This is a genomic window from Lysobacter gummosus, from assembly GCF_001442805.1.
GTDB lineage: Bacteria > Pseudomonadota > Gammaproteobacteria > Xanthomonadales > Xanthomonadaceae > Lysobacter > Lysobacter gummosus.
In genome coordinates this window covers 4,358,304-4,383,255 of the sequence record NZ_CP011131.1, presented here as the reverse complement: position 1 = coordinate 4,383,255, position 24,952 = coordinate 4,358,304, and the positions used below count along the sequence as shown (strand labels likewise).

26 protein-coding genes are annotated in these 24,952 nt (G+C 67.7%); 22 read left to right on the top strand and 4 right to left on the bottom strand.

Annotated elements, in window-relative coordinates; translation table 11 throughout:
• Positions 1 to 2: 2 nt before the first annotated feature.
• From LG3211_RS17805 to LG3211_RS17790, 4 genes are all read left to right on the top strand, one after another.
• Positions 3 to 2,168, top strand: coding sequence for an ATP-binding protein (locus LG3211_RS17805; RefSeq protein WP_057943993.1), 2,166 nt, complete (start codon positions 3 to 5; stop codon positions 2,166 to 2,168).
• A gap of 12 nt (positions 2,169 to 2,180) precedes the next feature.
• Complete coding sequence (locus tag LG3211_RS17800) at positions 2,181 to 2,549, top strand: response regulator (RefSeq protein ID WP_222837518.1); 369 nt, start codon at positions 2,181 to 2,183, stop codon at positions 2,547 to 2,549.
• Positions 2,549 to 3,010, top strand: coding sequence for a chemotaxis protein CheX (locus LG3211_RS17795; RefSeq protein ID WP_057943992.1), 462 nt, complete (start codon positions 2,549 to 2,551; stop codon positions 3,008 to 3,010). The genes LG3211_RS17800 and LG3211_RS17795 overlap by 1 nt, the downstream gene beginning before the upstream one ends.
• Positions 3,011 to 3,324: 314 nt before the next feature.
• Complete coding sequence (locus LG3211_RS17790) at positions 3,325 to 6,030, top strand: ATP-binding protein (RefSeq protein ID WP_057943991.1); 2,706 nt, start codon at positions 3,325 to 3,327, stop codon at positions 6,028 to 6,030.
• 43 nt (positions 6,031 to 6,073) lie between these two features.
• Here the strand turns inward: LG3211_RS17790 and LG3211_RS17785 are convergent, their stop codons facing one another.
• The gene (locus tag LG3211_RS17785) at positions 6,074 to 6,811 is read right to left on the bottom strand and encodes a 16S rRNA (uracil(1498)-N(3))-methyltransferase (RefSeq protein WP_057943990.1); all 738 of its coding nucleotides are present in this window, start codon (positions 6,809 to 6,811) and stop codon (positions 6,074 to 6,076) included.
• Entirely contained in the window at positions 6,802 to 8,202 is a 1,401-nt protein-coding gene (gene bioA, locus LG3211_RS17780; RefSeq protein WP_222837517.1) for an adenosylmethionine--8-amino-7-oxononanoate transaminase, read from the bottom strand. Before bioA ends, LG3211_RS17785 begins: the two co-directional genes overlap by 10 nt.
• 92 nt (positions 8,203 to 8,294) lie before the next feature.
• Here bioA and nudE point away from each other — a divergent pair, with 92 nt between their 5' ends.
• The 3 genes from nudE to mazG are packed head-to-tail and all read left to right on the top strand — an operon-like array spanning position 8,295 to position 10,553.
• Positions 8,295 to 8,897: an ADP compounds hydrolase NudE gene (gene nudE / locus LG3211_RS17775; RefSeq protein ID WP_057943988.1), complete on the top strand. Its 603-nt coding sequence runs from the start codon at positions 8,295 to 8,297 to the stop codon at positions 8,895 to 8,897.
• Complete coding sequence (gene cysQ / locus LG3211_RS17770) at positions 8,894 to 9,724, top strand: 3'(2'),5'-bisphosphate nucleotidase CysQ (RefSeq protein ID WP_057943987.1); 831 nt, start codon at positions 8,894 to 8,896, stop codon at positions 9,722 to 9,724. Before nudE ends, cysQ begins: the two co-directional genes overlap by 4 nt.
• Positions 9,717 to 10,553, top strand: a complete 837-nt coding sequence (gene mazG, locus LG3211_RS17765) for a nucleoside triphosphate pyrophosphohydrolase (protein WP_083512631.1) — start codon at positions 9,717 to 9,719, stop codon at positions 10,551 to 10,553. The genes cysQ and mazG overlap by 8 nt, the downstream gene beginning before the upstream one ends.
• 8 nt (positions 10,554 to 10,561) lie before the next feature.
• Here the strand turns inward: mazG and LG3211_RS27500 are convergent, their stop codons facing one another.
• Complete coding sequence (locus LG3211_RS27500) at positions 10,562 to 10,624, bottom strand: DUF6053 domain-containing protein (RefSeq protein ID WP_386792897.1); 63 nt, start codon at positions 10,622 to 10,624, stop codon at positions 10,562 to 10,564.
• 144 nt (positions 10,625 to 10,768) lie between these two features.
• On the opposite strand from LG3211_RS27500, the gene LG3211_RS17760 reads away from it, so the two are divergent.
• From LG3211_RS17760 to LG3211_RS17745, 4 genes are all read left to right on the top strand, one after another.
• Positions 10,769 to 11,095: a YnfA family protein gene (locus LG3211_RS17760; protein ID WP_057943986.1), complete on the top strand. Its 327-nt coding sequence runs from the start codon at positions 10,769 to 10,771 to the stop codon at positions 11,093 to 11,095.
• A gap of 75 nt (positions 11,096 to 11,170) precedes the next feature.
• A complete protein-coding gene (locus LG3211_RS17755; protein ID WP_148648991.1) occupies positions 11,171 to 11,785 on the top strand; it encodes a hypothetical protein in 615 nt (204 codons plus the stop codon).
• Complete coding sequence (locus LG3211_RS17750; protein WP_148648990.1) at positions 11,782 to 12,297, top strand: hypothetical protein; 516 nt, start codon at positions 11,782 to 11,784, stop codon at positions 12,295 to 12,297. The genes LG3211_RS17755 and LG3211_RS17750 overlap by 4 nt, the downstream gene beginning before the upstream one ends.
• Positions 12,298 to 12,343: 46 nt before the next feature.
• A complete protein-coding gene (locus LG3211_RS17745) occupies positions 12,344 to 12,649 on the top strand; it encodes an Mpo1-like protein (RefSeq protein ID WP_057943983.1) in 306 nt (101 codons plus the stop codon).
• Positions 12,650 to 13,019: 370 nt separating this feature from the next.
• Here LG3211_RS17745 and LG3211_RS17740 read toward each other — a convergent pair whose 3' ends face one another.
• A complete protein-coding gene (locus LG3211_RS17740; protein ID WP_057943982.1) occupies positions 13,020 to 13,361 on the bottom strand; it encodes a DMT family protein in 342 nt (113 codons plus the stop codon).
• 117 nt (positions 13,362 to 13,478) lie between these two features.
• Here LG3211_RS17740 and LG3211_RS17735 point away from each other — a divergent pair, with 117 nt between their 5' ends.
• The 11 genes from LG3211_RS17735 to LG3211_RS17685 all read left to right on the top strand — a co-directional run bounded on the left by LG3211_RS17735 (position 13,479) and on the right by LG3211_RS17685 (position 24,902).
• Positions 13,479 to 14,189, top strand: coding sequence for a response regulator transcription factor (locus tag LG3211_RS17735; RefSeq protein WP_036112873.1), 711 nt, complete (start codon positions 13,479 to 13,481; stop codon positions 14,187 to 14,189).
• 15 nt (positions 14,190 to 14,204) lie between these two features.
• A complete protein-coding gene (locus tag LG3211_RS17730; protein WP_083512630.1) occupies positions 14,205 to 15,542 on the top strand; it encodes a sensor histidine kinase in 1,338 nt (445 codons plus the stop codon).
• Positions 15,543 to 15,932: 390 nt separating this feature from the next.
• Positions 15,933 to 17,519, top strand: coding sequence for an efflux RND transporter periplasmic adaptor subunit (locus LG3211_RS17725; protein WP_083512629.1), 1,587 nt, complete (start codon positions 15,933 to 15,935; stop codon positions 17,517 to 17,519).
• Positions 17,516 to 18,238, top strand: a complete 723-nt coding sequence (locus LG3211_RS17720; RefSeq protein WP_148648989.1) for an ABC transporter ATP-binding protein — start codon at positions 17,516 to 17,518, stop codon at positions 18,236 to 18,238. The genes LG3211_RS17725 and LG3211_RS17720 overlap by 4 nt, the downstream gene beginning before the upstream one ends.
• Entirely contained in the window at positions 18,235 to 19,473 is a 1,239-nt protein-coding gene (locus LG3211_RS17715) for an ABC transporter permease (RefSeq protein WP_057943981.1), read from the top strand. Before LG3211_RS17720 ends, LG3211_RS17715 begins: the two co-directional genes overlap by 4 nt.
• Before the next feature lie 106 nt (positions 19,474 to 19,579).
• Positions 19,580 to 20,782 (top strand): hypothetical protein, encoded by a 1,203-nt coding sequence (locus tag LG3211_RS17710; RefSeq protein ID WP_057943980.1) that lies wholly within the window; start codon positions 19,580 to 19,582, stop codon positions 20,780 to 20,782.
• 382 nt (positions 20,783 to 21,164) lie between these two features.
• Positions 21,165 to 21,560: a diacylglycerol kinase gene (locus tag LG3211_RS17705; protein ID WP_057943979.1), complete on the top strand. Its 396-nt coding sequence runs from the start codon at positions 21,165 to 21,167 to the stop codon at positions 21,558 to 21,560.
• Between the two features lie 121 nt (positions 21,561 to 21,681).
• Positions 21,682 to 22,434: a TerC family protein gene (locus tag LG3211_RS17700; RefSeq protein ID WP_235113911.1), complete on the top strand. Its 753-nt coding sequence runs from the start codon at positions 21,682 to 21,684 to the stop codon at positions 22,432 to 22,434.
• A gap of 347 nt (positions 22,435 to 22,781) precedes the next feature.
• Positions 22,782 to 23,405: a LemA family protein gene (locus tag LG3211_RS17695; RefSeq protein WP_187313047.1), complete on the top strand. Its 624-nt coding sequence runs from the start codon at positions 22,782 to 22,784 to the stop codon at positions 23,403 to 23,405.
• Positions 23,406 to 23,619: 214 nt separating this feature from the next.
• Positions 23,620 to 24,408, top strand: coding sequence for a TPM domain-containing protein (locus tag LG3211_RS17690; RefSeq protein WP_148649214.1), 789 nt, complete (start codon positions 23,620 to 23,622; stop codon positions 24,406 to 24,408).
• Positions 24,408 to 24,902 (top strand): TPM domain-containing protein, encoded by a 495-nt coding sequence (locus LG3211_RS17685; RefSeq protein ID WP_057943977.1) that lies wholly within the window; start codon positions 24,408 to 24,410, stop codon positions 24,900 to 24,902. Before LG3211_RS17690 ends, LG3211_RS17685 begins: the two co-directional genes overlap by 1 nt.
• The last annotated feature ends 50 nt before the right edge of the window (positions 24,903 to 24,952 follow it).

Here is a 24,952-nt window from a genome sequence, read left to right as displayed (position 1 = left end):
CCATGCAACAGGCCAAGAGCAGCAGCTTCTGGAAGCGCTATTACATTCTGATCGTGGCGGTGAGCCTGTTCCTGCTCATCTCCGGCGCGTTGATCGCCGCCAGCCTTCTGCTGTCGGGACAGATCGCGCAAGGCACCCAGGCCCGCGACTTGAGCGGCGCGGCGCGAAGCGCTTCGCAGATCGTGCTGCGTTCGATGCTGGAAATGGATCAGGACATCAAGAACGGCAAGCCGGTTTCGGCCGATCTGCGCGAAACCTTGCGCAAGCGCTCGGAGCAGGTCAGCAACACGATCAAGCTGTTCCGCACCGGCGGCCGCTTGCCGGGCGACAGCAGCGCGGTGGCCTTCGACATCGCCCTGGCTTCGCCGGAGATGATCCAGACCGACGCCCAGCTCGCCAAGCTGTGGGGCCCGTACGAAACGCGGATCACGGCGGTGTTGGCCGGGCCGAGTCCGGACCCGGCCGAACTGGCCTCGGCGATTCAATACGGCCGCGCCAGCAACAGCGAGCTGTTCGAACTGTTCAACAAGCTGGTCGCCGGTTCCCAGGCGATCACCGAACAGGCCAACCGCCGCCTGACCCAGGCGCAGACCATCGGCGCTGCCCTGATCATGCTGAACTTCCTGTTCACCGCGCTGGTCGCGTTCCGCCGCCTGCTGGCCGGCGACCGCGCCGTCACCCAGTCGCGCAAGCAGACCGACGACATCCTGGCGACGGTGAAGGAAGGCCTGTTCCTGGTGACCGGCGACTTCACCGTCGGTCAGCAGATGTCGCACTCGCTGCCGCAGATCATGCAGCGCAAGGTCGAGCCGGGCATGAACCTGATCGAAGTGCTGCGGCCGATGGTCGCGGCGCAGACGCTGGAGGCCACGCGCGACTATCTGGGTTTGCTGTTCGGCAAACGGGTGAAGGAAAACCTCGTCGCCAGCCTCAACCCGCTGTCGGAAGTGCCGGTGGCCGGCGGCAGCGACGGACGCGGCCAGCCGCAGTCGCGCTACCTCAACTTCCAGTTCAACCGCGTGCAGGAAAGCGAGGACACGGTCTACCTGCTGGTGACGGTGTCGGATGCGACCGAGCGCGTGCGCCTGACGCAGGAAATCGCCGCCGCCAAGACCCGCACCCGCGAGGAAATGGAAGGCCTGCTGCGCGTGCTCAGCCGCGAGTCGAGCGAGGTGCGCCTGTTCCTGCATCGCATCGGCGTGGTGCTCGAACGCGTCAACGACGATCTGCGCCAGGCCGCCGCGCGCCGCACCGGCACCGACTACGGCGAATTGGTCAACGCGATCTTCCGCGACGTGCATTCGCTCAAGAGCGAAGCGGCGGCGCTGGGCCTGGAGATGATCGAGGCGCTGGCGCATACCTTCGAAGCCGATCTGATCGGGCTGCGCGATCGCGGCAGCATCGAGGGCGCCGACATGGTCAAGATGACCGTGCATCTGGACGACATGTTCGAATGCGTCGCCACCATCCGCGATTTCCTCGACCGCATCGGCGGCGGCCGCGACGCGGGCGCGGCCAAGAGCGCGGCCTCGCCGTCGCAGCGCGCGGTCGAAGGCTGGAACACCCTGGCCGAACGCATCGCCCGCGAGCAGGGCAAGCAGGTCCAGTTGGACATGCAGTTGCAGGCCTTCGACCGCGTGCCCGGCGAAGCCTTGAACGCCTTGCGCACGATCGGCCTGCAACTGCTGCGCAACGCGGTGGTGCACGGCATCGAGACCATGGACGAACGCCGCGCGGCGTCGAAACCGCCGGCCGGCATGGTCAGCTTCCGCAGCGAGGACCTGGGCACGCGCCAGATCGAACTGGTGGTGCGCGACGACGGCCGCGGCATCGACGCCCGGCGCGTGCGCGAGGCGCTGGCGGCAACCGGGCTGTACTCGGCCGAGCGGCTTTCGGCGCTGAGCGACCGCGACGTGATCATGAAAATCTTCGAGCCGGGCGTGTCCACCGCCAGCCAGAACAGCGACCGCGATGCCGGCCACGGCGTCGGCATGGATCTGGTGATGAAGCAGGTGCGGGCGATGTCGGGAACGATCTCGATGGCGACCAAGGTCGGCGCCTACACCGAGTTCCGCATCCGCCTGCCGGTCGCGGAGATCAAGCCGGCGGCCGACGCGGCGCCGGCCGGCGCGCAAGCCGATCCTGGCGAGTTCCAACTCACTTTCTGACGGGCCTTGATCATGATGAAGCTTTTGATCGTCGACGATTCCAATGTGATCCGCCAGCGCATCGCGCGTCTGGCCGGCGATACCCGCTTGCCCGGATTGGAGATCGTCGCCCAGGCGCACAACGGCGCGGAGGCCTTGAACATGTTCGTGCGCTATCGCCCGGACGTGGTGACGATGGATCTGACCATGCCGGAAATCGGCGGCGTGGAATGCACCGAGCAGATGGTCGCCATCGACGACAACGTGAACATCCTGGTCGTGTCGGCGCTCAGCGACAAGACCACCGCGATCAGCGCGCTCAAGAAAGGCGCGCGCGGATTTCTCTACAAACCGTTCACCGACGACCAACTGGTCGGGGCCTTACTGGAGATGCTGCCGTAATGAGCGACCTCAACGAAACCGAAATCAAGGTCTTCATCGACGCGGTGACGAACTATTTCAACCAACTCACCCAGGAGGCCGCGGTGGTGCGCGGCGCGTTCCTCGACGACAACAGCGGGACCGTGCCGGTATACGACTACAGCGGCCAGATCGCGATCAGCGGACAGTTCCGCGGCACCATCACGGTATCGGCGCCGCGCGCGATGATCCGCCACCTGTTGCTGGCGCTCAACGAAAGCGATCAGTCCGACGCCAACCTGCGCGACACCGTCGGCGAGTTGGCCAACACCCTGGCCGGCAACGCGCGCAAGCACTTCGGCGGCGAGATGGAGATTTCCGTGCCCAAGACCGCGGCCGGCGCGATCGGCCACTCCGGATCGCGCAAGCGGCCGTACGTGATCATGGTGAGTTGGAAAACCTATAGCGCCTCGCTGGTGGTCGATATCGAACGCCTGGACTGAGCCGGCATGGACGAAAGCTTCGCGAAGGCGGCCCCGGCCGCGTGGGAGCGTCGCCGCGGCGCCGATACCCCCCTTGAACCATCGGTGCCGCGGTGGTCCGTATTCCGCGGGGCGGGGCCGTCCTTCGTGATCTTGATCGGAACCAGGGCAAGGCGCGTTGCAAGCGAACAGGTGCGGGCGACACGCGATTCGCCACTGGGGACGCGGCGAACGCAGGCGAGGAGTGCGCAAGGGCGAGGCGTGCCAGGTCAGGCGATCGTCTGATCGGTGCGTCGGTGGCTTCAGGTTCTCGATCGCGCAGGCAGGAGCGGGAGATGTCCGATACGGTGAAAGGCGTCCGCATGCGGTATGCACGGTTGTTCGGCGCGGTCGCCGCGATCGCGGTCTGCGCCGCGGTGATGGCCGGGGCGGCGGCGGGCTTGATCGCGAGGGACGCGGAAAGCGCCGGGCTGTTCGGGATCGTCGGCGACGGCCCGCGGATGATGGTGATCGGCGCCGGACTGTCGCTGCTGGCGGCGGTGGCGTATCTGATTCTGGGACCGCTGCGGCGCCTGTACGCGCACGAGCGCGAGCAGGCGGCGTGGCGCGAGTTCACCGAGGACGCGTTGCGCGCGGTGCCGGACGGGCTGTTCCTGATCGATTCGAACTTCATCATCCGCGATCCGGTCTCGCCGGCGTTGCTGCAGGTGCTGCAGCGCAAGCTGTGGCCGGGCATGGACCTGATCGAAGTGCTGCGGCCGATGCTCGCCGACGATACCCTGGAGGCGACGCGCGGCTACCTCAAGCTGTTGTTCGCCGAACGCGCGCGCGATCGCCGCATCGCCGCGCGCAACCCGCTGGCCGAGGTGGTCTTCGCCGGGCCGCCTTCGCGGCAGGCGCAGGTGGGGTTCCGCTTCGAGCGGGTCGAGCGCGATGGCGCGGCGCAGTATCTGCTGGTGAGCGTCAGCGACATCGGCGAGCGCCTGCGCCTGGGCAAGGAACTGGCCGGCGCCAAACTGCGCCTGCGCGCGCAACTCGAAGGCCTGGTGCGCGCCTTGGGCCACGACAGCGCGCGCATTCACGCCTGCCTGAATCACGGCGACGCGGCCGTGGAGCGCATGCGCGTGCGGTTGCAGCGTCTGTGCATGGCCGCGGACATGGACGAGCGGTTAGCCTCGTATCGCGCGCTGATCGCCGATGCGCAATTGCTCAAGAGCGAGGCCGGCGAGATCGATCTGGACCTGATCGAAACGCCGGCGCATTGCTTCGAGCTGGATCTGGTCGAGCTGAGCCATCGGCCCGAGTTCGGCCATGAGGATGCGCGCCGGCTCGGCGCGGAGGTGGAGTATCTGGGCGAGCGCATCGGCACGATGCGCGAGTTGCTGGTCCAGATCGACGGCAGGGCGGCGGCTGCGCCGCTGTCGGCGGCCGTGGTTGCGAGCGAGCTTGCGCCATTGTCGGTCGAGCCGACGCAGGCAGCGGTGACCGGACCGGCCTTCGCGCAAGCGGCGCCGGCGACCGCGCCGCAAGCCGCCATGGCGACGCTCGCGCAGGCGTCGATCGATACGGCGACCGCACGCGCATCCGATGAGTTGGCCGCCGCCGGCTCCGCGCAGCCTCCGGCATCGGCATCTGCGTCGGCATCCCACGCCGGATCGCACCACGACCCGGCTCATGGCCGACTCACGGGCCAGATCTCGATCGGCGGCAGCGCGGCGGCCATCGCGGGCGGCCCGGAGCGCGCGGCGGCGTTTCTTGAGCGCATGCAGTCGCGTATCCCCGCGCGGGTGAGCGGCTCCGAGCCGCCGCAGCCGCCGCAGTCGGCATCGCCCGCGCCATCGCCGCAACCGCCGCTTGTGCGCTCAGGCTTGCCCACGCGGCCGGTGCAGACCGCGCAACCCGGGCAGCCGCCGCAACTGTCGCCAACGCCCGCGGCAGCGTCGCCGAAGATCGAATCGCAGCCGCCTCTCGTTCTGGGATCCAGTCCGTCGCTGCCGTTGACGAACCCGCTCGCCGCGTCCGGTGGAGCGGCCGAAGTCGGCGCGCGGACACCTGCGAACCATGCTTCGGCTCTGCCTTACGCATCGCGAACCGCACCGGCACAGGCGCTCGCGGAAACCTACGTCGGAATTACTCCGGCAGCCACGCCGTCCACCGGGACGTCGCCCTCGGAACCCGCCGACCCGCCCATGCCCGCCGCTGCGATAACCAATGCGTCGAGCAAAGCCGTCGTCGAAACAACGAGCAACGCGACGGACGCCAACGCTTCGACTGCGACGACTCCGTCATTCGCCAGCCACGATATCGACGCAGCGACGCAAGCCGACATCGAGCTGACCATCGATCCCGACTCCACGCCGGCGGAGCCGACCGCGGACGATCTAGTCAGGACCACCGCCTCCACCGCCTTCGACAACGGCGCCGAAGAAGCCTTCGCACTGGTGCCGCTGCTGGCGTTGTCCGGCGGCGACACGGTGCTGTCGCCGTCGAAGGCGGCATTCGCCGATTGGGCCGCGCACGCACGGCAACTGGCCGGGCAGCAGAGCAAGTCGGTGCGGGTCGAGGCGGTGCTGGATCTGTTCGAACAATTGCCCGAGCCGGCGATCGCGGTCCTGCGCGATGTCGGCAAGGAACTGGTCGCCAATGCGGTCACGCACGGGATCGAATCGATGTCGATGCGTCGCCGGGTCGGCAAGGACCCGGTCGGCGTGGTGCGGCTGGTGCTGAGCCGCGAGGAATCGGCGTGGCAGTTCGTCGTGCGCGACGACGGCCGCGGCATCAACCTGGTGCGCCTGCGCGCGGCGCTGCTGCGCGAGGGCCGCTATCGCATCGACGCGGTCAGCCGCATGAGCGAGCGCGACGCGATCCTGAAAATCTTCGAGCCCGGCGTGACCACCGCCGCCAGCAGCGAAGGCGACAGCGGCCTGGGCATGGGCCTGCCGGCGGTGATGGAGCGCATCCGCGGCCTGGGCGCGCGCATGGCGCTGGCGACGGTGGCGGGAAAATCGACCGAGTTGCGGATGCGCTGGACGCAGCGGTGAACCTGTCCGGCGATCGCGGAGCCGCCGCGATCGCCGCGGCGATTCAGGCCAGATCGCCGAAGCGCGCCTGCAACGCGGCGATCGCCGCCAGCCCGGCGGTTTCGGTGCGCAGGATGCGCGGGCCCAGCCGCAATCCCTGGAAACCGGCATCGCGCAGTTGCTGACGGTCGAGCGGGGACCATCCGCCTTCCGGGCCGATCGCCAGCAGCACCGGCGCATCAAAGGCGAGCGCGAGCGTGGCGAACGCCAACTCGCCGTCCGGATCGAGGATCAAGCGCGCCCCGCCGGCCGGCAACGCCGCCAGCACCGCCGCCAGCGAACGCGGCGCGGCGACCTCGGGCAGGCAGGCGCGGCCGCTTTGTTCGCAAGCCGAGGCGACCACGCTGCGCCAGTGCGCCAGGCGTTTTTCCGCGCGCGCTTCGTCGAGCTTGACCTCGCTGCGCTGCGACCACAGCGGCAGCACCGCGCTCACGCCGAGTTCGGTGGCCTTCTGCAGGATCAGGTCCATCTTTTCGCCGCGCGCCACGCCCTGGAGCAGATGCAGGCGCAGCGGCGATTCGCGTTCGATCTGGTGCGCGGAGTCGATCCGCACCCGCACTTCGCGCTTGCCCAGCGCGCTGATCTGGCCGTGGTAGTCGCGGCCGTCGCCGTTGAACAGCACGCAGGCGTCGCCGACTTCGTGCCGCAACACCCGCGCCAGGTGAGTGGCCGGGCCTTCCGGCAAGACGACTTCGCTGCCGGGCGCCAGCTGCGCATCGACATGGACTCGGGTCAGGCGCATGCGTCGGCCTCCTGCACGGCGTGGTCGATCGCCGCGCGGGTGGTCGCGGCGAGCAGTTGCAAGGCTTCTTCGTCGATCGAATACGGCGGCATCCAGTACAAGATGTCGCCCAGCGGCCGCAGCAGCACGCCGCGTTCCAGCGCGGCGCGGTAGGCGCGCAGGCCGATGCGCTGGGCCGGGTCGAAGCCCTTGCGCTTGTCGCCGCCGCGGCTGAGTTCGAAGGCGACGATCATCCCGGCCTGGCGCACGTCGGCGACGTGCTCGTGATCGGCCAACGGCGCGGCCAGTTGGCGCATGCGTTCGGACGTGATGCGGTTGCGCGCGATCACGTCGTCGTCGCGGAAGATGCTCAGGCTCGCCAACGCCGCCGCGCACGCCAGCGGGTTGCCGGTGTAGCTGTGCGAATGCAGGAACGCGCGTTCGCGCGAGTCGTCGAGGAAGCCGTCGTAGATGTCCTGCGTGGTCAGCACCGCCGCCAGCGGCAGCGCGCCGCCGGTCAGGCCCTTGGACAGGCACAGCAGATCGGGCATCACTCCGGATTGCTCGCTGGCGAACATGGTGCCGGTGCGACCGAAGCCCACCGCGATTTCGTCCGCGATCAAGAACACGCCGTGCTTGTCGCACAGTTCGCGCGCCAGCTTGAGATACAGCGGGTCGTGCATGCGCATGCCGCCGGCGCACTGCACGCGCGGCTCCAGGATCAGCGCGCAGACTTCATCGGCATGGCGTTCGAGCAGTTCGCGCAAAGCCTGCGCGGCCCGGCGCGCGCGGTCGGCCGGGCTTTCGCCGGGTTCGCACAGGTAGGCGTCGGGCGAGGGCGCGAAGATCGACTCGGCCAGCAGCGGCGCGTAAATGCGCCGGTACAGCGGAATGTCGCCGACCGCGAGCGCGCCCAGGGTCTCGCCGTGATAGCCGTTTTCCAGGGCGATGAACTTGGTCCGGCTGTCGACGCCGCGATTGCGGAACCAGTGGAAGGCCATCTTAAGCGCGACCTCGACCCCGGCCGAGCCGTTGTCGGCGTAGAACACCTTGCTCAGCGGCGAGCGCCCGTCCTGGCGCGGCGCGATCGCGAGCAGGCGCTCGGCCAGCTCCACCGCGGGCGGGTGCGAGCAGCCGGCCAGGATCACGTGCTCCAGCGTCAGCGCCTGGGTGGCGATGGCCTGGGCGATGCGCGGCTCGGCGTGGCCGAAAATATTCGTCCACCAACTGGAAATCGCATCCAGATAGCGTTTGCCGTCCTGGCCGATCAGCCAGGGCCCGCGGCCGCTGGCGATCGGCAGCAAGGGCAGTGTGTGGGGATGCTCGCGCATCTGCGTGCAGGGGTGCCACAGCACCTTCAGGTCGCGTTCGCGCCAGGAGTCCGCCGCGGCCATGCCCGGCTCTGTTAGCATCTGTGGGTCGTGAGTGATCTCTCGCATCCCCCTATTATCGTGCCTTTCCGCTCTTCGCTCATGCCCGGATCGCTAATGCTCGCAGGCGCACCATGAGCCGACGGCTGCCGATCATCCACAGCGTCACCGAGCACGAGGCCGGCCCGTACCGGATGGAACTGCTCGACCTGGAATTCTCCAACGGCGAGCGCCGCCGCTACGAGCGCCTGCACGGCCGCAACCGCGCCGCCGGGCCCGGCGCGGTCATCGTCGTGCCGATGCTCGACGCCGACACCGTGCTGCTGGTGCGCGAGTACGCTGCCGGCGTGCACCGCTACGAGCTGGGCCTGGTCAAGGGCCGGATCGACGCCGGCGAGGACGCGATCGAGGCGGCCAACCGCGAACTCAAGGAGGAAGCCGGCTACGGCGCCCGTTCGCTGACCGTGCTGCGCTCGCTGACCCTGGCGCCCTCCTACATGAGCCATCAGGCCCATTTGGTGCTGGCGCGCGACCTCTACCCCGAGCGCTTGCCCGGCGATGAGCCGGAAGAACTGGAAGTGGTGCCGTTCAAGCTCGACGACCTGCACCAGCTGATCCTGCGCGAGGACTTCTCCGAAGGCCGCAGCATCGCCGCGCTGTTCATCGCCCGCGAGTGGCTGCGCAACGGCGAACCGGCGCCGCCGGAAGCCGGCGCCGGCGGCGAGTCGCCGCCATGAGTCTGGTCCCGGGTCTGAGCGATCGCGAATTGACCGAAGGCGCGATCGAAATCGCGCGCGCCGCGGCCGCGGCGATCCTGGTGGTCTACGACGGCGAATTCGAAGTCGAACGCAAGGCCGACGCCTCGCCGGTGACCGCCGCCGACATGGCCGCGCATCATGTGATCGTCGATGGTCTGGCGCGGCTGACTCCGGACATCCCGGTGCTGTCGGAAGAATCCGCCGACGAGGTCGATCTGGCCCAGCGCCGGCAGTGGAACCGTCTGTGGCTGGTCGATCCGCTCGACGGCACACGCGAGTTCGTCAAGCGCAACGGCGAGTTTTCGGTCAACCTGGCCTTGATCGAAGACGGCGTGGCGGTGTTCGGACTGGTGCTGGCGCCGGTCGGCGGCGCGCTGTGGTACGCGCAGCGCGGCGGCGCCGCGTTCCGCCGCGACGGCGACCTGACCACGCAAGTGCACGCGCAGGTACCGCCCGCGCAGCCGATGCGCGTGGCCGCCAGCCGCTCGCATCACAGCCAGCGCAGCGACGATTTCCTCGTCCGCGCCCATCGCGAGGCGGCCGGCGGCATCCGCATGGTCAGCCTGGGTTCGTCGTTGAAGTTCTGCCGCATCGCCGAAGGTTCGCTGGACTTGTATCCGCGTTTCGGCCCGACCAGCGAATGGGACACCGCGGCCGGGCAGTGCGTGCTGGAAGCCGCCGGCGGCGCCCTGCTGGACCCGCAGGGCCGGCCGTTCCGTTACAACCAGCGCGAGCATCTGCTCAACGGCGACTTCATCGCGCTGGGCGATCGCGCGTTGCCGTGGAAGGAGTGGCGAGATGGCTGAAGTATTGAACCTGCCGCCGGGCATCGCCGGCCTGATCGAGATCATGGCGCGCCTGCGCGATCGCGAGCGCGGCTGTCCGTGGGATATCGAACAGACCTTCGCCACGATCGCGCCGTACACGATCGAGGAAGCCTACGAAGTCGCCGACGCGATAGATCGCCAGGACCTGGCCTCGCTGAAGGACGAACTCGGCGACCTGCTGCTGCAGGTGGTGTTCCATGCGCGCATGGCGCAGGAGCAGGGCGAGTTCGCCTTCGACGACGTGGTCGCGGCGATCAGCGACAAGATGCTGCGCCGGCATCCGCACGTGTTCGGCGATGCCAGCGTCGAGGACGCCGATGCGCAGACCGTGGCCTGGGAAGAACTCAAGCGCCGCGAGCGCGAGGCCTCGGGCGAAGCCGACACCTCCGCGCTGGCCGGCATCGCCCGCGGCCTGCCGGAGTGGCAGCGCGCGGTGAAACTGCAAAAGCGCGCGGCCACGGTCGGCTTCGACTGGCCCGAGGTAACGCCGGTGATCGCCAAGCTGCACGAGGAGATCGACGAAGTGCGCACCGAGTTCGACGCGGTCGCGGCCGCGCCCGACGATGCCGCCGCGCGCGATCGGCTGGAGGACGAGATCGGCGACGTGCTGTTCGTCTGCGCCAATCTGGCCCGTCACGGCAAGGTCGATGTCGGTACCGCGCTGCGCCGGGCCAATCTCAAGTTCGAGCGGCGCTTCCGCGCGATGGAATTGCTGGCGGCGCAGGACGGTTTGTCCCTGGCCGAGCTGCCGCTGGAAGGGCAGGACGCGTATTGGGACAAGGCCAAGCAGGCCGAACGCGGCGAGTGAGTGGGCGCTCAGGTCTGTGGCGGGTTAGCCGCGATCTGAGCCGAGAGCATCGGGCCTGAAGGCCCTCCCACAAAAGACTTCGAAGCTGCGTGGGTGGTTGAGGCCCGCCCACAAATGACTTCGACGCCGCGAGGTTTGTTGTGGGAGGGCCTTCAGGCCCGATGCTTTCCTCTCAGCCGCCGCATACCTCCGGCTTTCACCGCAGGAACCTTGCCATGCTCAAGACCTTCCTGCTGTTCCTCGTCACCGCCGTAGCCGAAATCGTCGGCTGCTATCTGCCCTACCTGTGGCTGCGCAAAGGCGGCAGTGCCTGGCTGCTGTTGCCGGCTGCACTGAGCCTGGCCGCGTTCGCTTGGCTGCTGAGCCTGCATCCCACCGCCTCGGGCCGCGTCTATGCGGCCTACGGCGGCGTCTACATCGCCGTGGCGATCTTCTGGCTGTGGTGGGTCGATTCGATCAAGCCCACGCGCTGGGACCTGTTCGGCGCCGGCCTGTGTCTGGCCGGGATGGCGGTGATCATGTTCTCGCCGCGGCCGGGTTGAGTTTGCGCAGACCCCTGCGGCTGGCGGAGGATATTGCGCAGGATCGCTCACAGCGGATACCACATGGAGGACTCGATGCGCAGATTCTGGACGCTGCTGCTGGTCGCGATGGCCTGGTCCGGCCCGGTCGCGGCGGGAAACGATCTGATTGTGTTCGTCGGCGAGAAACTCTCGGTCGAGAAGTTCGAACCGAAGCTCGAGCCCGGACAGCGTCTGATGGACGCCGCTTTCAAGGCGAAATTCCGCGTCAAACAGATCGTGTACGGCCGCTACGACGGCGAGATCATCGACTTCGAAGCCTACGACCACCACGGCACTCCGCATTTCGCCCAGTTCAAGCACTCGTTGATGTTCGTTTCGCGTGCCAACGGCAAGCTGTATCACGAGAAGTATCAGTTCTACCCGGTGTTTCGCTCCGCTTCGGGCGAGTGGGCCGGATGCGGCCCGACCGGGCCGCACGAAGCCAAGCTGCGGGAGGGCATCTCAGTCGCGCGCCCCATGGTTTTTGCCGAAAAGGCGTTCTATCCGATTGCTTCGGACATGCCCCGCGAAGCCAGAATTCGCTGGTTCCCTCCCGAGCACTTCGCGATTCGCGATGACAAAGCCTTCTGCTTGACCGGGGCCCCGATCCGGGACTTGTTCGAAGTGAAGAAGCGCACGGTGCTGAAGGCGCGCGGCCTGTTCGATTGAAACCGAGCGATGGGCTGTTTCTTCATCTGTTGTGGGAAGGGCTTCAGCCCCGACGCTTTCTGGTCACATCTGCGCGAACGGAACCCGCCGACCGGCTTGAAGCCTCCCGCCCACAGGCGCAGGATCGGCCCGTCGCCCGCTTGGTCCGCCGCATGCACTGCTACCGCCACGCCCCCGCCGAGGCCCTCGGCATCTGCCGTTCCTGCGGGCGCGGGGTGTGCGCGCAATGCGTGCGCGAGGTCGGCCTGTCGCTGGCCTGTTCGCTGGAATGCGAAGAGCGGGTGCGTCGCGGCGACGCGCTGATCGCCAACAGCGAAGCCAGCTTCCGCCAGGCGCGGCGCGGAAGTGTCGTGTTGGTGATATTTCCGATTCTGCTGGGCGCGGTACTGTGCTATTTCGGCCTGAACGAGCGCGGCTGGTTCAATGCCTTGACCGCGATGGGCTCGATTCTGATCTTGTTCGGGATCGTGGCCGGGTGGCGGCAGCGGCGCATGCAACGGCAACTGCAATAACCCGGCCGCGACCGGGTCCGGGGACACTGCGAACAGGAGACATCTGATGGCCAGCCGCTTCGCCAGCTTCAGCGAGTTCTATCCTTTTTATCTCAGCGAACACAGCAATCGCACCAGCCGGCGGCTGCATTTCATCGGCAGTTGCGGGGTGCTGATCCTGTTCGCGCTGGCCGTGGTCCAGGCGCGGCCGTGGCTGTTGCTGGCGGCGTTGTTGTGCGGCTACGGCTTCGCCTGGGTCGGGCACTTCTTTTTCGAGAAGAACCGGCCGGCGACGTTCAAGTACCCGTTCTATTCCTTCGCTGGCGATTGGGTGATGTTCAAGGACATCCTGACCGGGAAGATCAAGTTCTAGAGGCTGTTCGAAATCTCTGGAAGTGCGGGGGGAATCGCCCTCCCGATGCCTTCGCCATTCCCCCAGGCCGTCATTCCCGCGAACGCGGGCTCCGCTTTACTTCGGCGGAGCCGAACATCCAGGGCCTTTCGTGCGAGAACGTTTGAAGTCGCTGGATGTTCGGCTGCGCCGAAGTAGAGCGGAGCCCGCGTTCGCGGGAATGATGGTGTGGAAGGATGGCGCTGAAGACTCTGGATTCCCGCCTTCGCGGGAATGACGGCCCTGGGGATTGGCGCTGAAGTCCCTGGATGTTCGGCTCCGCCGAAGTAAAGCGGAGCCCGCCTTCGAGGGAATGACAAGCAAAAGCTAAAGCCGCCCCGGGCCGCCAGCCTCACTCCAAGAAGATCAACCAGGCCGCCACCACGATCAGCCCGAACCCGGCCCAGTGGTTCCACTTCAGCGGCTCGCCCAGGTACCAGGCCGAGAAGCCGGCGAACACCAGCAGGGTGATGACCTCCTGCATGCCCTTGAGCTGCGGCGCGGAGTACACCGCGCTGCCCATGCGGTTGGCCGGCACCTGCAGGCAGTATTCGAACAGGGCGATGCCCCAGCTGGCCGCGATGGCGATCACCAGCGGCGAGGACTTGTACTTCAGGTGTCCATACCAGGCGAAGGTCATGAAAATGTTCGAGCCCAGCAGCAGCAAAATCGGGTAGAGACGGTCGGCAAGCATCTGTCAGGTGTCCGGAGGGCGTACGAGGGCGGAATTAGACAGCCTAATGGTGGCCTTCACGAGCCGTCCACCTTGTGGACGGCAACCTTCACAAAACTGAAGGAATGGAGAGGCTGCATGCAGGGTACGAGAGACGGGGGCCTGGTCCTCATCGTCGAAGACAACCGCAATATCTCCGAGATGGTCGGTGAATACCTCGAAAGCCGCGGCTTCGAGGTCGATTACGCCGCTGATGGCCTCGACGGCTATCGCCTGGCGACCGAAAACAGTTACGACGTGATCGTGCTCGACCTGATGCTGCCGCGCATGGACGGCATCGAGGTCTGCAAGAAGCTGCGTGAAGAAGCGCGAAAGTCCACCCCGGTGTTGATGCTGACCGCGCGCGACACGCTCGACGAAAAACTCACCGGCCTGAGCGCCGGCGCCGACGACTACCTGACCAAGCCCTTCGCGATCCAGGAACTGGAAGCGCGCCTGCGCGCCCTGATCCGCCGCGAGCGCCGGCAGGTGGGCGGCGAAGTGCTCAAGGTCGCCGATCTGGTGCTCGACCCGGCCAGCCTGCGGGTCACCCGCGGCGGCAGCGAACTGCAGTTGTCGCCTATCGGCCTGCGCCTTTTGACCATCCTGATGCGCGAATCGCCTCGCGTGGTCAGTCGCCAGGAGATCGAACGCGAAATCTGGGGTAACGGCTTGCCCGATTCGGACACCTTGCGCAGCCATCTGTACAACCTGCGCAAGACCATCGACAAGCCCTTCGGCAAGCAACTGCTGCATACCGTGCAAAGCGCCGGATATCGCGTGGCGGATATCTCTCAGCCGCCCGACTGACCCGGCGCCGCCGCCATGCCGCAAGGGTTACCGCGCAAGATCAAGCTTGCGTTCATCCTGCAAGCCTTGATCGGCAGCATCGCCATAACGCTGGGCATTCTCCTGGCGGGACTCGCGGTGCGCCACGTGGTGCTGGAACAGCGCATGCAGCGCGAGGCCGACGACTACTGGGCCGGGCACGCGCGCGATCCCAACTATCCGCTGCCGCGCACCTCCACCACGCGCGGCCACTTCGTCCCCGCCGGCGCCAGCGACGCGCTGCTGCCGGCGTCGGTGCGCGGTGTCGAGTCGGGCCTGCACAACATGCCCGGCGGCGGCCGGGTGGTGCTGGTGGACCGGCGCGAGGCCGGCACGTTCTACATGGTCTATGCCACCGAGCTGATCGATGAGGCCATCCTCTACACCGGCCTGTTCTCGCTGCTGTTTTCGCTGCTGACCACGTACCTGATTTCCTGGCATACCTATCGCACTTCCAAGCGTTTGGTATCGCCGGTGAGCTGGCTGGCCAATGTGGTCTCGCAATGGGACCCGCGCGATCCCGACACCAGCCTGATCGAGCCGATCAAATTCCCTTACGACCCCGGCAGCGAAGTGCGCCGGTTGTCGAGCGCGCTCAGCGGACTGGCCGAGCGCGTCAGCGATTTCGTCCAGCGCGAACGCGATTTCACCCGCGACGCCAGCCACGAACTGCGCACGCCGCTGACGGTGATCCGCGTCGCCACCGACCTGATGCTGGCCGATCCGGAAACGCCGATGCGCGCGCAGCGCTCGCTGCTGCGGGTGCAGCGCGCCGGCCGCGACATGGAGGCGGTGATCGACGCCTTCCTGATCCTGGCGCGCGAATCCGACGTGGAGCCGCAGTCGGAAGAATTCGCGGTCCGCGACATCGTCGATAGCGAGATGGAGCGGATCCTGCCGTTGCTCAACGGCAAGCCGGTGGAACTGCATCTGTACGACGAAGGCGGCCCGCGCCTGATCGCGCCGCCGCATGCGCTGGGCGTGATGATCGGCAACCTGCTCAGCAACGCGGTGCGCTTCACCGACCAGGGCCGCATCGACGTGCGCCTGAGCCGCGACAGCATCGAGATCCGCGACACCGGCATCGGCATGTCGGTGGAGACTCTGACCAAGGCCTTCACCCCGTTCTACCGCGCGGATTTCTCCGCCAGCGACGGCAAGGGCATGGGCCTGTCGATCGTGCGCCGGCTGGGCGAGCGCTTCGGCTGGCCGGTCACCCTGACCAGTGCGCCGGAACTGGGCACCACCGCGGTGATCCGCTTCCGGCCGGGCACGACGGTCGTGTCTTCGCCCCTGCCGCCGCCGGCGCCGGTGCCCCGGGTGCCCGAGGCCTGATTCGCCGGACGACTGCCGACAGGCAGCGAAGTCTTTGTGGGAGGGGTTTCAGCCCCGATGCTTTTCGTTCAGATCGCCGGAACGCTTCCGCATCGGATCGGGAGCATCGGGGCTGAAAGCCCCTCCCACAAAAGCCATGAACCCTTGGAAGTTCGGCGTGGCGCTGAAAGCGTCGCCAGACGGTTCGCGACGCTTTCCCGCCCCACCGCATCTGTGTGCAAGATCGGTCGCGTCCGGATGCTTGCCTCCAACCCGCGATCGATGGCCGCAAACCGGGGGCGCAGGCGAAACTGAACCGCTGCGGCCACATGCGGCCAACCCGTCGGCAAATCCTGTCAACCCTGTTCAGCCACGCGCGTTCGCGCCTGCATAGCCCACCGTCCGAGTCCCATGAGCGCAGCCAAGCCGTCCACCGCCACCCACAAGTCCCTGCGCCCGCGCAAGTCCCCGTGGCTCAAGCGCGCGGCGATCGCCGTGGTGGTGCTGGCCGCGGCCGGCATCGGCTGGCACTACTACAGCAAGCGCAACGCCGAAGAAGCGGCCGGCGCGTATCGCACGGCCAAGGTCGAGCGCGGCGACATCCGCGTGGCGATCTCGGCCACCGGCGCCTTGTCGGCGATTTCGACGGTCGATGTCGGCAGCCAGATTTCCGGGCAGGTCACCGAGGTGCTGGCCGACTTCAACGATCGCGTGACCAAGGGCCAGGTGATCGCGCGGATCGATCCGAGCACCTATGAGGCGCAGATCGCGCAGGGCACCGCCCAGGTCAACAATGCCCGCGCCAGCCTCGCCACCGCGCAGGCGACGCTGCACAACGCCGAGCTGGATTTTCAGCGCAAAAGCGAACTGGCGAAGAACCAGCTGGTGGCCCGCAGCGACGCCGACCTGGCCCGTGCCGCGCGCGATCAGGCGCGCGCGCAGTTGGCCGGCGCGCAGGCGCAGATCAACCAGCAGATCGCCTCGACCCAGACCTCGCGCCTGAACCTGCAGCGCACGGTGATCCGCGCGCCGGTCGATGGCGTGGTGCTGACCCGCACCGTCGAGCCCGGCCAGACCGTGGCCGCGAGCCTGCAATCGCCGGTGCTGTTCCAGATCGCCGAAGACCTGTCGAAGATGGAGATCGTGCTGGCCATCGACGAAGCCGACATCGGCCAGGTCAAACCCGGCCAGAGCGTCAACTTCAGCGTCGATTCCTTTCCCGATCGCAAGTTCCGCGGCGCGGTCCAGCAGGTGCGGCTGTCGGCGACCAACACCAGCAACGTCATCACCTATCCGGTGGTGGTCTCGGTCGATAACGCCGACGGTGTGCTGTTGCCGGGCATGACCGCGAACGCCGAGATCGAAGTCAGCCATCGCGATAACGTGCTGCGCGTCGGCAACGCGGCGCTGCGCTACAAGCCCTCGGACGACGACGCGGCCGCGGTGGGCGCGCCGGGCGGCGGCGGCGCGGCGCGCGGCGGCCTGGGCAACGATCTGCCGGCCGTGGCCGACAAGCTCAAGCTCGATGCCAGTCAGCGCGCGCTGTTCGATGCCGCGCTGGAGCAGATGAAGCAGCGCATGGCCTCGCGCACGGCCGCGCCGGCCAGCACCGCCGGCGGGCCTGCGGGCGGCGGCCCGCCGACCATCATCATGGGCGGCGGACGCGGCCCGGGCGGCGGTGGCGGCGGCAACAACCGCAGCGGCAATCGCGCCGGCGGCGCGGTTTCCGGCGCGGCGCGCCAGCGCATGCAGGAACGTTTCAAGCAACAGTTCGGCGCCTTCCGCGCCACCCTCAACGACGATCAGCGCAAGCTGTGGGACAACGAAATCGCCGCCCTGGTCAGCGCGCGCCGGGCGCCGCTGTACAAGCTGGTCAAGGGCGAGCCGCAGGCGGTGGTGGTGCGCGTCGGCGTCAGCGACGGCAGCTGGACCGAAGTCTCGGGCAACGTGAAGGAAGGCGACGACATCATCGTCGGCAGCGGGCGCGGCGCGAAATGAGTTCCGCCGTCAGCCGCGACAGCGCCGGCACTCCCGCGGTGATCGAGACCCGCGCGCTGGGCAAGGTCTATTCGCCCGGCAGCGAGGCCGAGGTGATCGCGCTGCACGGCGTGGAGATGTCGATCGCGCGCGGCGAGTTCGTCGCGATCATGGGGCCGTCGGGCTCGGGCAAGTCCACGCTGATGAACCTGATCGGCTGCCTGGACACGCCGAGCAGCGGCGTGTATCTGTGCGACGGCATCGACGTGGCTACCCTGGACAAGGAAGAGCGCGCGATCCTGCGCCGCGACAAGATCGGTTTCGTGTTCCAGGGCTTCAACCTGCTGCCGCGCATGAACGCGCTGGAGAACGTGGCGATGCCGATGGGCTACGCCAACATCAAGCGCGAGGAGCGCATCCAGCGCGCGCATGCGGCGCTGGAAGCAGTAGGGCTGGGGCCGCGCGCCAATCACCGGCCCAGCGAATTGTCCGGCGGCCAGCAGCAGCGCGTGGCGATCGCGCGCGCCTTGATCAACCGCCCGCCGATCATCCTCGCCGACGAACCCACCGGCGCGCTCGACACGCGCACCGGCGAGGAAATCCTGGCGTTGTTCAAGCGCCTGCAGGCCGAGGATCACACCGTGGTGCTGATCACCCACGATCCGGACGTGGCCGCGCATGCCGACCGCATCTTCGTGATGCGCGACGGCGAGTTGCACGTGCAGGAGGCGACGGCATGAACTTCATGGAAGTGCTGCGCACCGCCGTATTCGCTTTGCGCGGCAATTGGCTGCGCAGCGGGCTGACCTCGCTGGGCGTGATCATCGGCATCGCCGCGGTGATCGTGATGGTTTCGGTCGGGCAGGGCACGCAGGCGGAAATCGACAAGCTGGTTTCGGGCCTGGGTTCTAACCGGCTGGACATCAGTTCCGGCGGCGGCGGACGCGGCACCGGCGGCGTGCGCCTGAGTTCGTCGAGTTTCTTCACCCTGACCGAGGGCGACGGCGACGCGATCCGCAACGAAGTGCCGGAAGTGCAATACGTCGCCGCGTCCCTGCGCGGCGGCACCCAGGCGGTGTACGCGGAAAACAACTGGTCCACGCAGTGGCAGGGCGTGCAGGCGGATTTCTTCGATATCAACGGCTGGGTCATCGCCTCGGGCGCGAATTTCGAGACGCGCGATTACGGCAGCGGCGCCAAGTCGGTGATCCTGGGCGAAAGCGTGCGCCGCGAATTGTTCGGCGACGAAGACGCGATCGGCCAGACCATTCGCCTGGGGCGCGTGCCGTTCACCGTGATCGGCACGCTCAAGCCGAAGGGCCAGGGCGGTTTCGGCCAGGACCAGGACGACATCGTGCTGGTGCCGCTGGAAACCGGGCGCCGCCGCCTGCTCGGCGCGATGGGTCTGCCCAATGGCGCGGTGATGCAGATCGCGGTCGGCGTCGGCCGCGCCGAGGACGTGTCGTATGCGCAGGAGCAGATCGAAGGTCTGCTGCGCCAGCGGCACAAGATCCAGCCCGGCAGCGACGACGATTTCAGCGTGCGCAACATCGCCGAAGTGGTGGCCACGCGCACGCAGACGACGCGGCTGATGTCGCTGTTGCTGGGCGCGGTGGCGACGATTTCGCTGATCGTCGGCGGCATCGGCATCATGAACATCATGCTGGTGTCGGTGACCGAGCGCATCCGCGAGATCGGCCTGCGCATGGCGGTGGGCGCGGGACCGCGCGATATCCAGCGGCAGTTCCTGGCCGAGGCGATGCTGATTTCGCTGATCGGCGGCGCGATCGGCATCGCCATCGGCGTGGTCGGCACCTTGCTGGTGAGCAAGTTCGGCGCGCTGCCCGTCGCCTTGAACGGGCAGGTGGTCGGATTGGCCGCCGGGTTCTCCATCGCCACCGGCTTGTTCTTCGGCTATTACCCGGCGCGCAAGGCCTCGCAACTGGACCCGATCGAAGCGTTGCGGCAGCAGTGAGGCGCCGCGGGCGCTGCGCGCTGGCGGCGGTCGACTACGACTTGAGGCACGGTTGCCGCCGGGCAGGCCGTGGCATCGTTTGCGCACCCCGTGGTGCGGAGCGCGAATGAAGACGCTGTGGCTGAGTGTGTTGCTGTTGATCTGCGCCGGCAGCGCGAAGGCCGAGGGTTCCGATCCGAAGCCGACGACGGTGATGATCCTGGGCGTGGATCACGCCGCGCAGTTGGTCTCGCGCAACGACCAGCCGGCACTGCTGGACGCATTCCTGGATCGCGCCAAGCCCGATGCGATCTGCATCGAGCGCGCGCCGGAAGCGTTCGCCCGCGGCGATTTCTATGAGTTCACCTACGAGGTCCAGGACGTGGTGGTGCCGTTCGCGCGGCGCCATCGCATCGAGCTGTGTCCGTTCGATTGGGAGCCGCCGGCGGAAGACCAGAAGCTGGGGTTCGGCATGGACCTGGGCGCGCTGCCGCAACTGCGTCCGCTCAAGGGCTTCCAGCAGTTCATGAGCTTCGCTCCGCAGAGCCTGCAGCGGGATTTGTTCCACGCCGACGATCCGAAGAACCTCGCGCGCGTCACCCAATGGGCGTCCACGCCTGCGGCTCGGACCAAGAACGATCTGCCGCGCCGGCTGTATCTGTATCGCACCTACCTCCAGGCCCAGCGCATCGCCGCCGCCGCCCGCGCCCATCCCGGCGGCACGGTGGTGGTGGTCGTGGGCGAGTTCCACAAACTCGATATCGAAGCGATCCTGCAGGACGACGCGAACATTCGCGTAGTGCAACCCTCGTCGCTCGGACGGCCGAGCACGCAAGAGATCGAAGCGCATGATCGGCGCGAGTACCGCGCGGCGATCGCCAGTTTCAATCTGCTCGGCGCGCAGGCATCGACCGGTGCGATCGATTACGAATTCGTCCGCGCCGCGGTAGAGGGATTGGAGGCAGCCGGTTCCACCCCGGAAGCGCGCCTGTTCCGGACCCGCCTCGACCTGCTGAAAAAGCGCATCGGCCGCGCCGAAGCCGTCGAGCGATACCAAGCCGTCGCGGCATCGGCCGGGGACGCGAAGTTTTCCTGGAACGGGGTGAAGGACGCCACGCGGGTGGATTCCTACTTCGATCCGTTCGGCAATCTGAGCGTGCGCCAGCGCGCGTTGCTGGAAGCGGCGCGAGAGCTGCTCGCGGCCGGCGAAGTAAAGCGCGCGAACGAGCTTGTCGATGCTTGCGCCGCCGGGCTCAGTCCGCGTCAACGCGAGCAGCTGCAGGGCTATTGGGACCGGGAAGCCGGCAACGCTGTTCCGAAGCCGCGGTAACCAAGCGGCGCTGGCGAGGAAAACCACCGAAGCCCTCCGCCGCGTCGCGGCCGCCTGTGCCGCGAAGCGGGTGCGGGCCGGCCGCAGCGGCCTCGACAGGTGTGGTCGCAGGCCCGCTGCGATCGCACAAGCCGCGGCTCTCGCCGCCGCCCGGGCCCGGTCGAAGGCCCCTACAACCCGCCGCCTGGCGCCCACGCCGGGGCGCCGCTGCCGGGCTTATGGCAAAATCCCCGGCTTGTAGCGGCCGCCAGCCGCGTCCGCCCGGCCGGTTCCGGCCCATACGACCGAGAAAGCATCTCAATGCCGACCTTCGCGCCGTCCCCGTCCGTGCGTTATCGCCGCCTTGATGCGGCATCCACCACCCAAACGGAGCGCCGCCGGCATGGCTGACGAATACGGCCACCTGCCGCGCGGCCCGGGCCGCATCCTCAAGGCGGCGACCTGGTCCTTCCAGGGCCTGCGTGCGGCCTGGCTGCACGAGTCCTCGTTCCGCCTGGAGGTCTATCTGTTCCTGGTCCTGGCCCCGGTCGGCTGGTATTTCGGGCAAACCGGGGTCGAGCGCTCGCTGTTGATCGGCTCGATCCTGCTGGTGCTGAGCATCGAACTGCTCAATTCCGCGGTCGAGGCGGTGATCGAACGCTATGGCCCGGAATTCCACGAGCTGGCCGGCCGCGCCAAGGACATGGGCTCGGCGGCGGTGTTCGTGCTGCTGATGAACGTGCTGCTGGTGTGGGCCTCGATCCTCGGCCCGCGCCTGTGGCACCACCTGACGGCCTGAGCGCAGCGCTTAGGCCGCATCGCGCATCGAAGGATCGACGCGCACCGTTGCATTTGGGCCGCCGTCCCGGCGGGTCCCGCCCGCGGAGCGTCCGCGGGCTTGAACATCGACACCTTGAGGTATGCCGTACGTGATGGACGTGATTGCACTGCTGACCGATCCGCAAGCCTGGATCACCCTGATTACCCTGAGCGCGATCGAAATCGTGCTGGGTATCGACAACCTGGTCTTCATCTCGATCGCGGTCAGCAAGCTGCCGTTCGATCAACGCGAGAAAGCGCGCAAGTTCGGTATCGCGGTGGCGTGCATCAGCCGTATCGCGCTGCTGCTGACGCTGGCCCTGCTCGCGCGCCTGACCAGCGACTTGTTCACCGTGTTCGGCCAGGGCATCTCGGTGCGCGACCTGATCCTGATCGTCGGCGGCGCGTTCTTGCTGGTGAAGGGCTCGATGGAGATCAAGGACCTGATCGTCGGCGAGGAAGAATCCGAGGACATCCACACCAAGCCGGCGGCGTCGTTCATGATGGTCATCGCCCAGATCGCGGTGATCGACATCGTGTTCTCGCTGGACTCGGTGATCGCCGCGGTCGGCATGGCCAACCACATTCCGGTGATGGTCGCCGCGATCATGCTCGCGGTCGGCGTGATGCTGCTGGCGTCCAAGCCGCTGGGCCATTTCATCGACAACAACCCGACCATCAAGATGCTGGCGCTGGCGTTCATCGTCATGGTCGGCCTGTACCTGATCGCCGACGGCCTGGAGTTCCACATTCCCAAGGGCTATCTGTACGGCGCGATGGGTTTCTCCGCGCTGGTGGAGTGCCTGAACCTGTGGGCGAAGAAGCGCGCGACGCAGCGGCTGACGTCCGAGTAAGCGGCGCGGCGGCATCGGCGCGCGAAAGGCCGGCGAGCGATCGCCGGCCTTTTTGTTTTTGCAGGAGGGGCTTCAGCCCCGATGCTTTTGGCTCGGATCGCCGCAGGATTCCGGCAGCGCAATGAAAAGCATCGGGGCTGAAGCCCCTCCCGCAAAATCCAAAACCCTTCCACAAAAGCTGCAGGCGCTCTCAAAAAATTCAGGGGCTGGTGTGAGCGCGCCGGCAGCCGCCGACGCCACGGTGAGCTTCGGTGGGCCACGTCCTTCGCGTCATCACACGCCGTCCATTGCGCCCCCGCGCATCCGGTGCTGCAATGCGGCCGTCCATCCTGTTGGAGAGCCGCGCCATGTTTCGTGCCTTGATCGTGCTTGCCTTGACCGCGCTGCTCAGCGGCTGCGGCTACAACACCATCCAGCAGAAAGACGAGGCGGTGACCGCGGCTTGGTCGCAGGTGCTCAACGTCTACAAGCGCCGCGCCGACCTGGTGCCGAACCTGGTCGCGACGGTCAGGGGTTACGCCAGCCACGAGCAGCAGGTGCTGACTCAGGTGACCGAGGCGCGCGCCAAGGTCGGCAGCATCAACGTCAACGCCAACGATCCGGCCTCGCTGCAGCAGTTCGAACAGGCCCAGGGCGAGTTGCGCGGCGCGATCGGGCGCCTGCTGGTGGTCAGCGAAAACTATCCCCAGCTCAAGGCCGACCAGAGCTTCCTGAGCCTGCAGACGCAGCTGGAAGGCACCGAAAACCGGATCACGGTCGAGCGCCAGCGCTACATCGCCGCGGTGCAGGACTACAACACCTACCTGCGCCAGTTCCCGACCAACCTCACCGCGAAGATGTTCGGTTACGCGGTCAAGCCGAATTTCACCGTGGAAAACGCGGCGCAGATACAGGAAGCGCCGAAGGTCGATTTCGGCCAGCCCGCGCAGCCTGCGCCGGCGACCAATCCGCCGGCGCCGGGCAAGGGCTGATCGCGCCGCGATGCCGGCGATCCCGGCACTGACAGGTGCGGCGATGCGACGCCTGCGAGGCCGGCTGACCGGTATGGTCGCGGCCGTGTTGCTGGCGGCGTTGCCGCTGTTGCCGGCCTCGGCGCAGAACGGCGCGCAGGCCTTGCAGTCGCCGCCGGAGGCCCCGGCACCGGCCGCCGCCGCCGGTGCGCTGACCGACGCGAAGATTCCCGCGATGGATTCGCCGGTGGTGGACACCACCGGCACGCTCGATGCCGCCGCGCGCGCTCAGCTCGATGCGCAGGCGCGCGCCTTGCAGCAACGCAAGGGCGCGCAGTTGCAGATCCTGATGGTCGCAAGCACCCAGCCGGAAGACATCGACAGCTACGCGGTGCGCGCGTTCGAGCAATTCAAGCTGGGGCGCAAGGGCATTTCCGACGGCGTGCTGCTGGTGGTCGCCAAGGACGATCGCCGCGTGCGCATCGAAGTGGGCTACGGCCTGGAAGGCGCGATCACCGACGCCCAGGCCGGACGCATCATCCAGGAATACATCACCCCTCGATTCCGCACCGGCGATTACGCCGGCGGGTTGAGCGAGGCCAGCGCGATGCTGACCCAGCTGATCGACGGCGAACCCTTGCCGCCGCCGCTGGCCGACCAATCCGATGGCGATGCACCGGGCGAGGGCAACTGGATGCTGGCGGTGTTCATCGGCCTGTTCGGCGCGGGCTTCCTGCGCGGCCTGCTCGGCCGCCTGCCGGGACTGGTGCGGGGGCTGATCAGCGGCGTGCTCGTGGCCGGCGTGGCCTGGCTGCTGTCGCTGGCGTGGTGGGCGATCGGCCTGGCCGGGTTGATCGGCCTGCTCTTCGGCATGTTCGGCGGCGGCGGCGGGCAGTTCGTCGGCGGCGGCGGTTGGGGCGGCTACAGCGGCGGCGGCTGGAGCGGCGGTGGTGGAGGCGGCGGTGGCGGCTGGTCGGGCGGCGGCGGTTCCAGCGGAGGCGGCGGCGCCTCGGGGAGTTGGTGATGCGCATGCTCCGGCATTGGTTCGCGCCGTCCTCGCGGCGGCTGTTTCCCGAGGACAGCATGCGGCGCATCGGCGCGGCGATCGCGGCCGGCGAGGCGCGCCACAGCGGCCAACTGTGTTTCGCGGTGGAATCGCGGCTGACCTTCGGGGAACTGCTGGACGGGCGCCAGGCGCGCGAAGCGGCGCTGGCCGCGTTCGCGCATCTGGGCGTGTGGGACACCGCGGCCAACAACGGCGTGCTGTTGTATCTGCTGCTGGCCGACCATCGCATCGAGATCGTGGCCGACCGCGGCTACGACAACCGGGTCGGCGACGAGCGCTGGCTGGCGGTGTGCGAGAGCATCCAGCAGGCGCTGGCCGCGGGCGAGGCCGAGGCGGCGGTGCTGGGCGGCGTAGCGGCCTTGTCGGAGATCATCGCAGAGCAGTTTCCGCGCGTGGACCGCGGCGCGGGCGGCGAGGGCAACGAATTGCCGGATCGGCCGGTGCGGCTTTGATCTTGATAATGCCGGAGGTCTTTTGTGGGAGAGGCTTCAGCTCCGAGGCT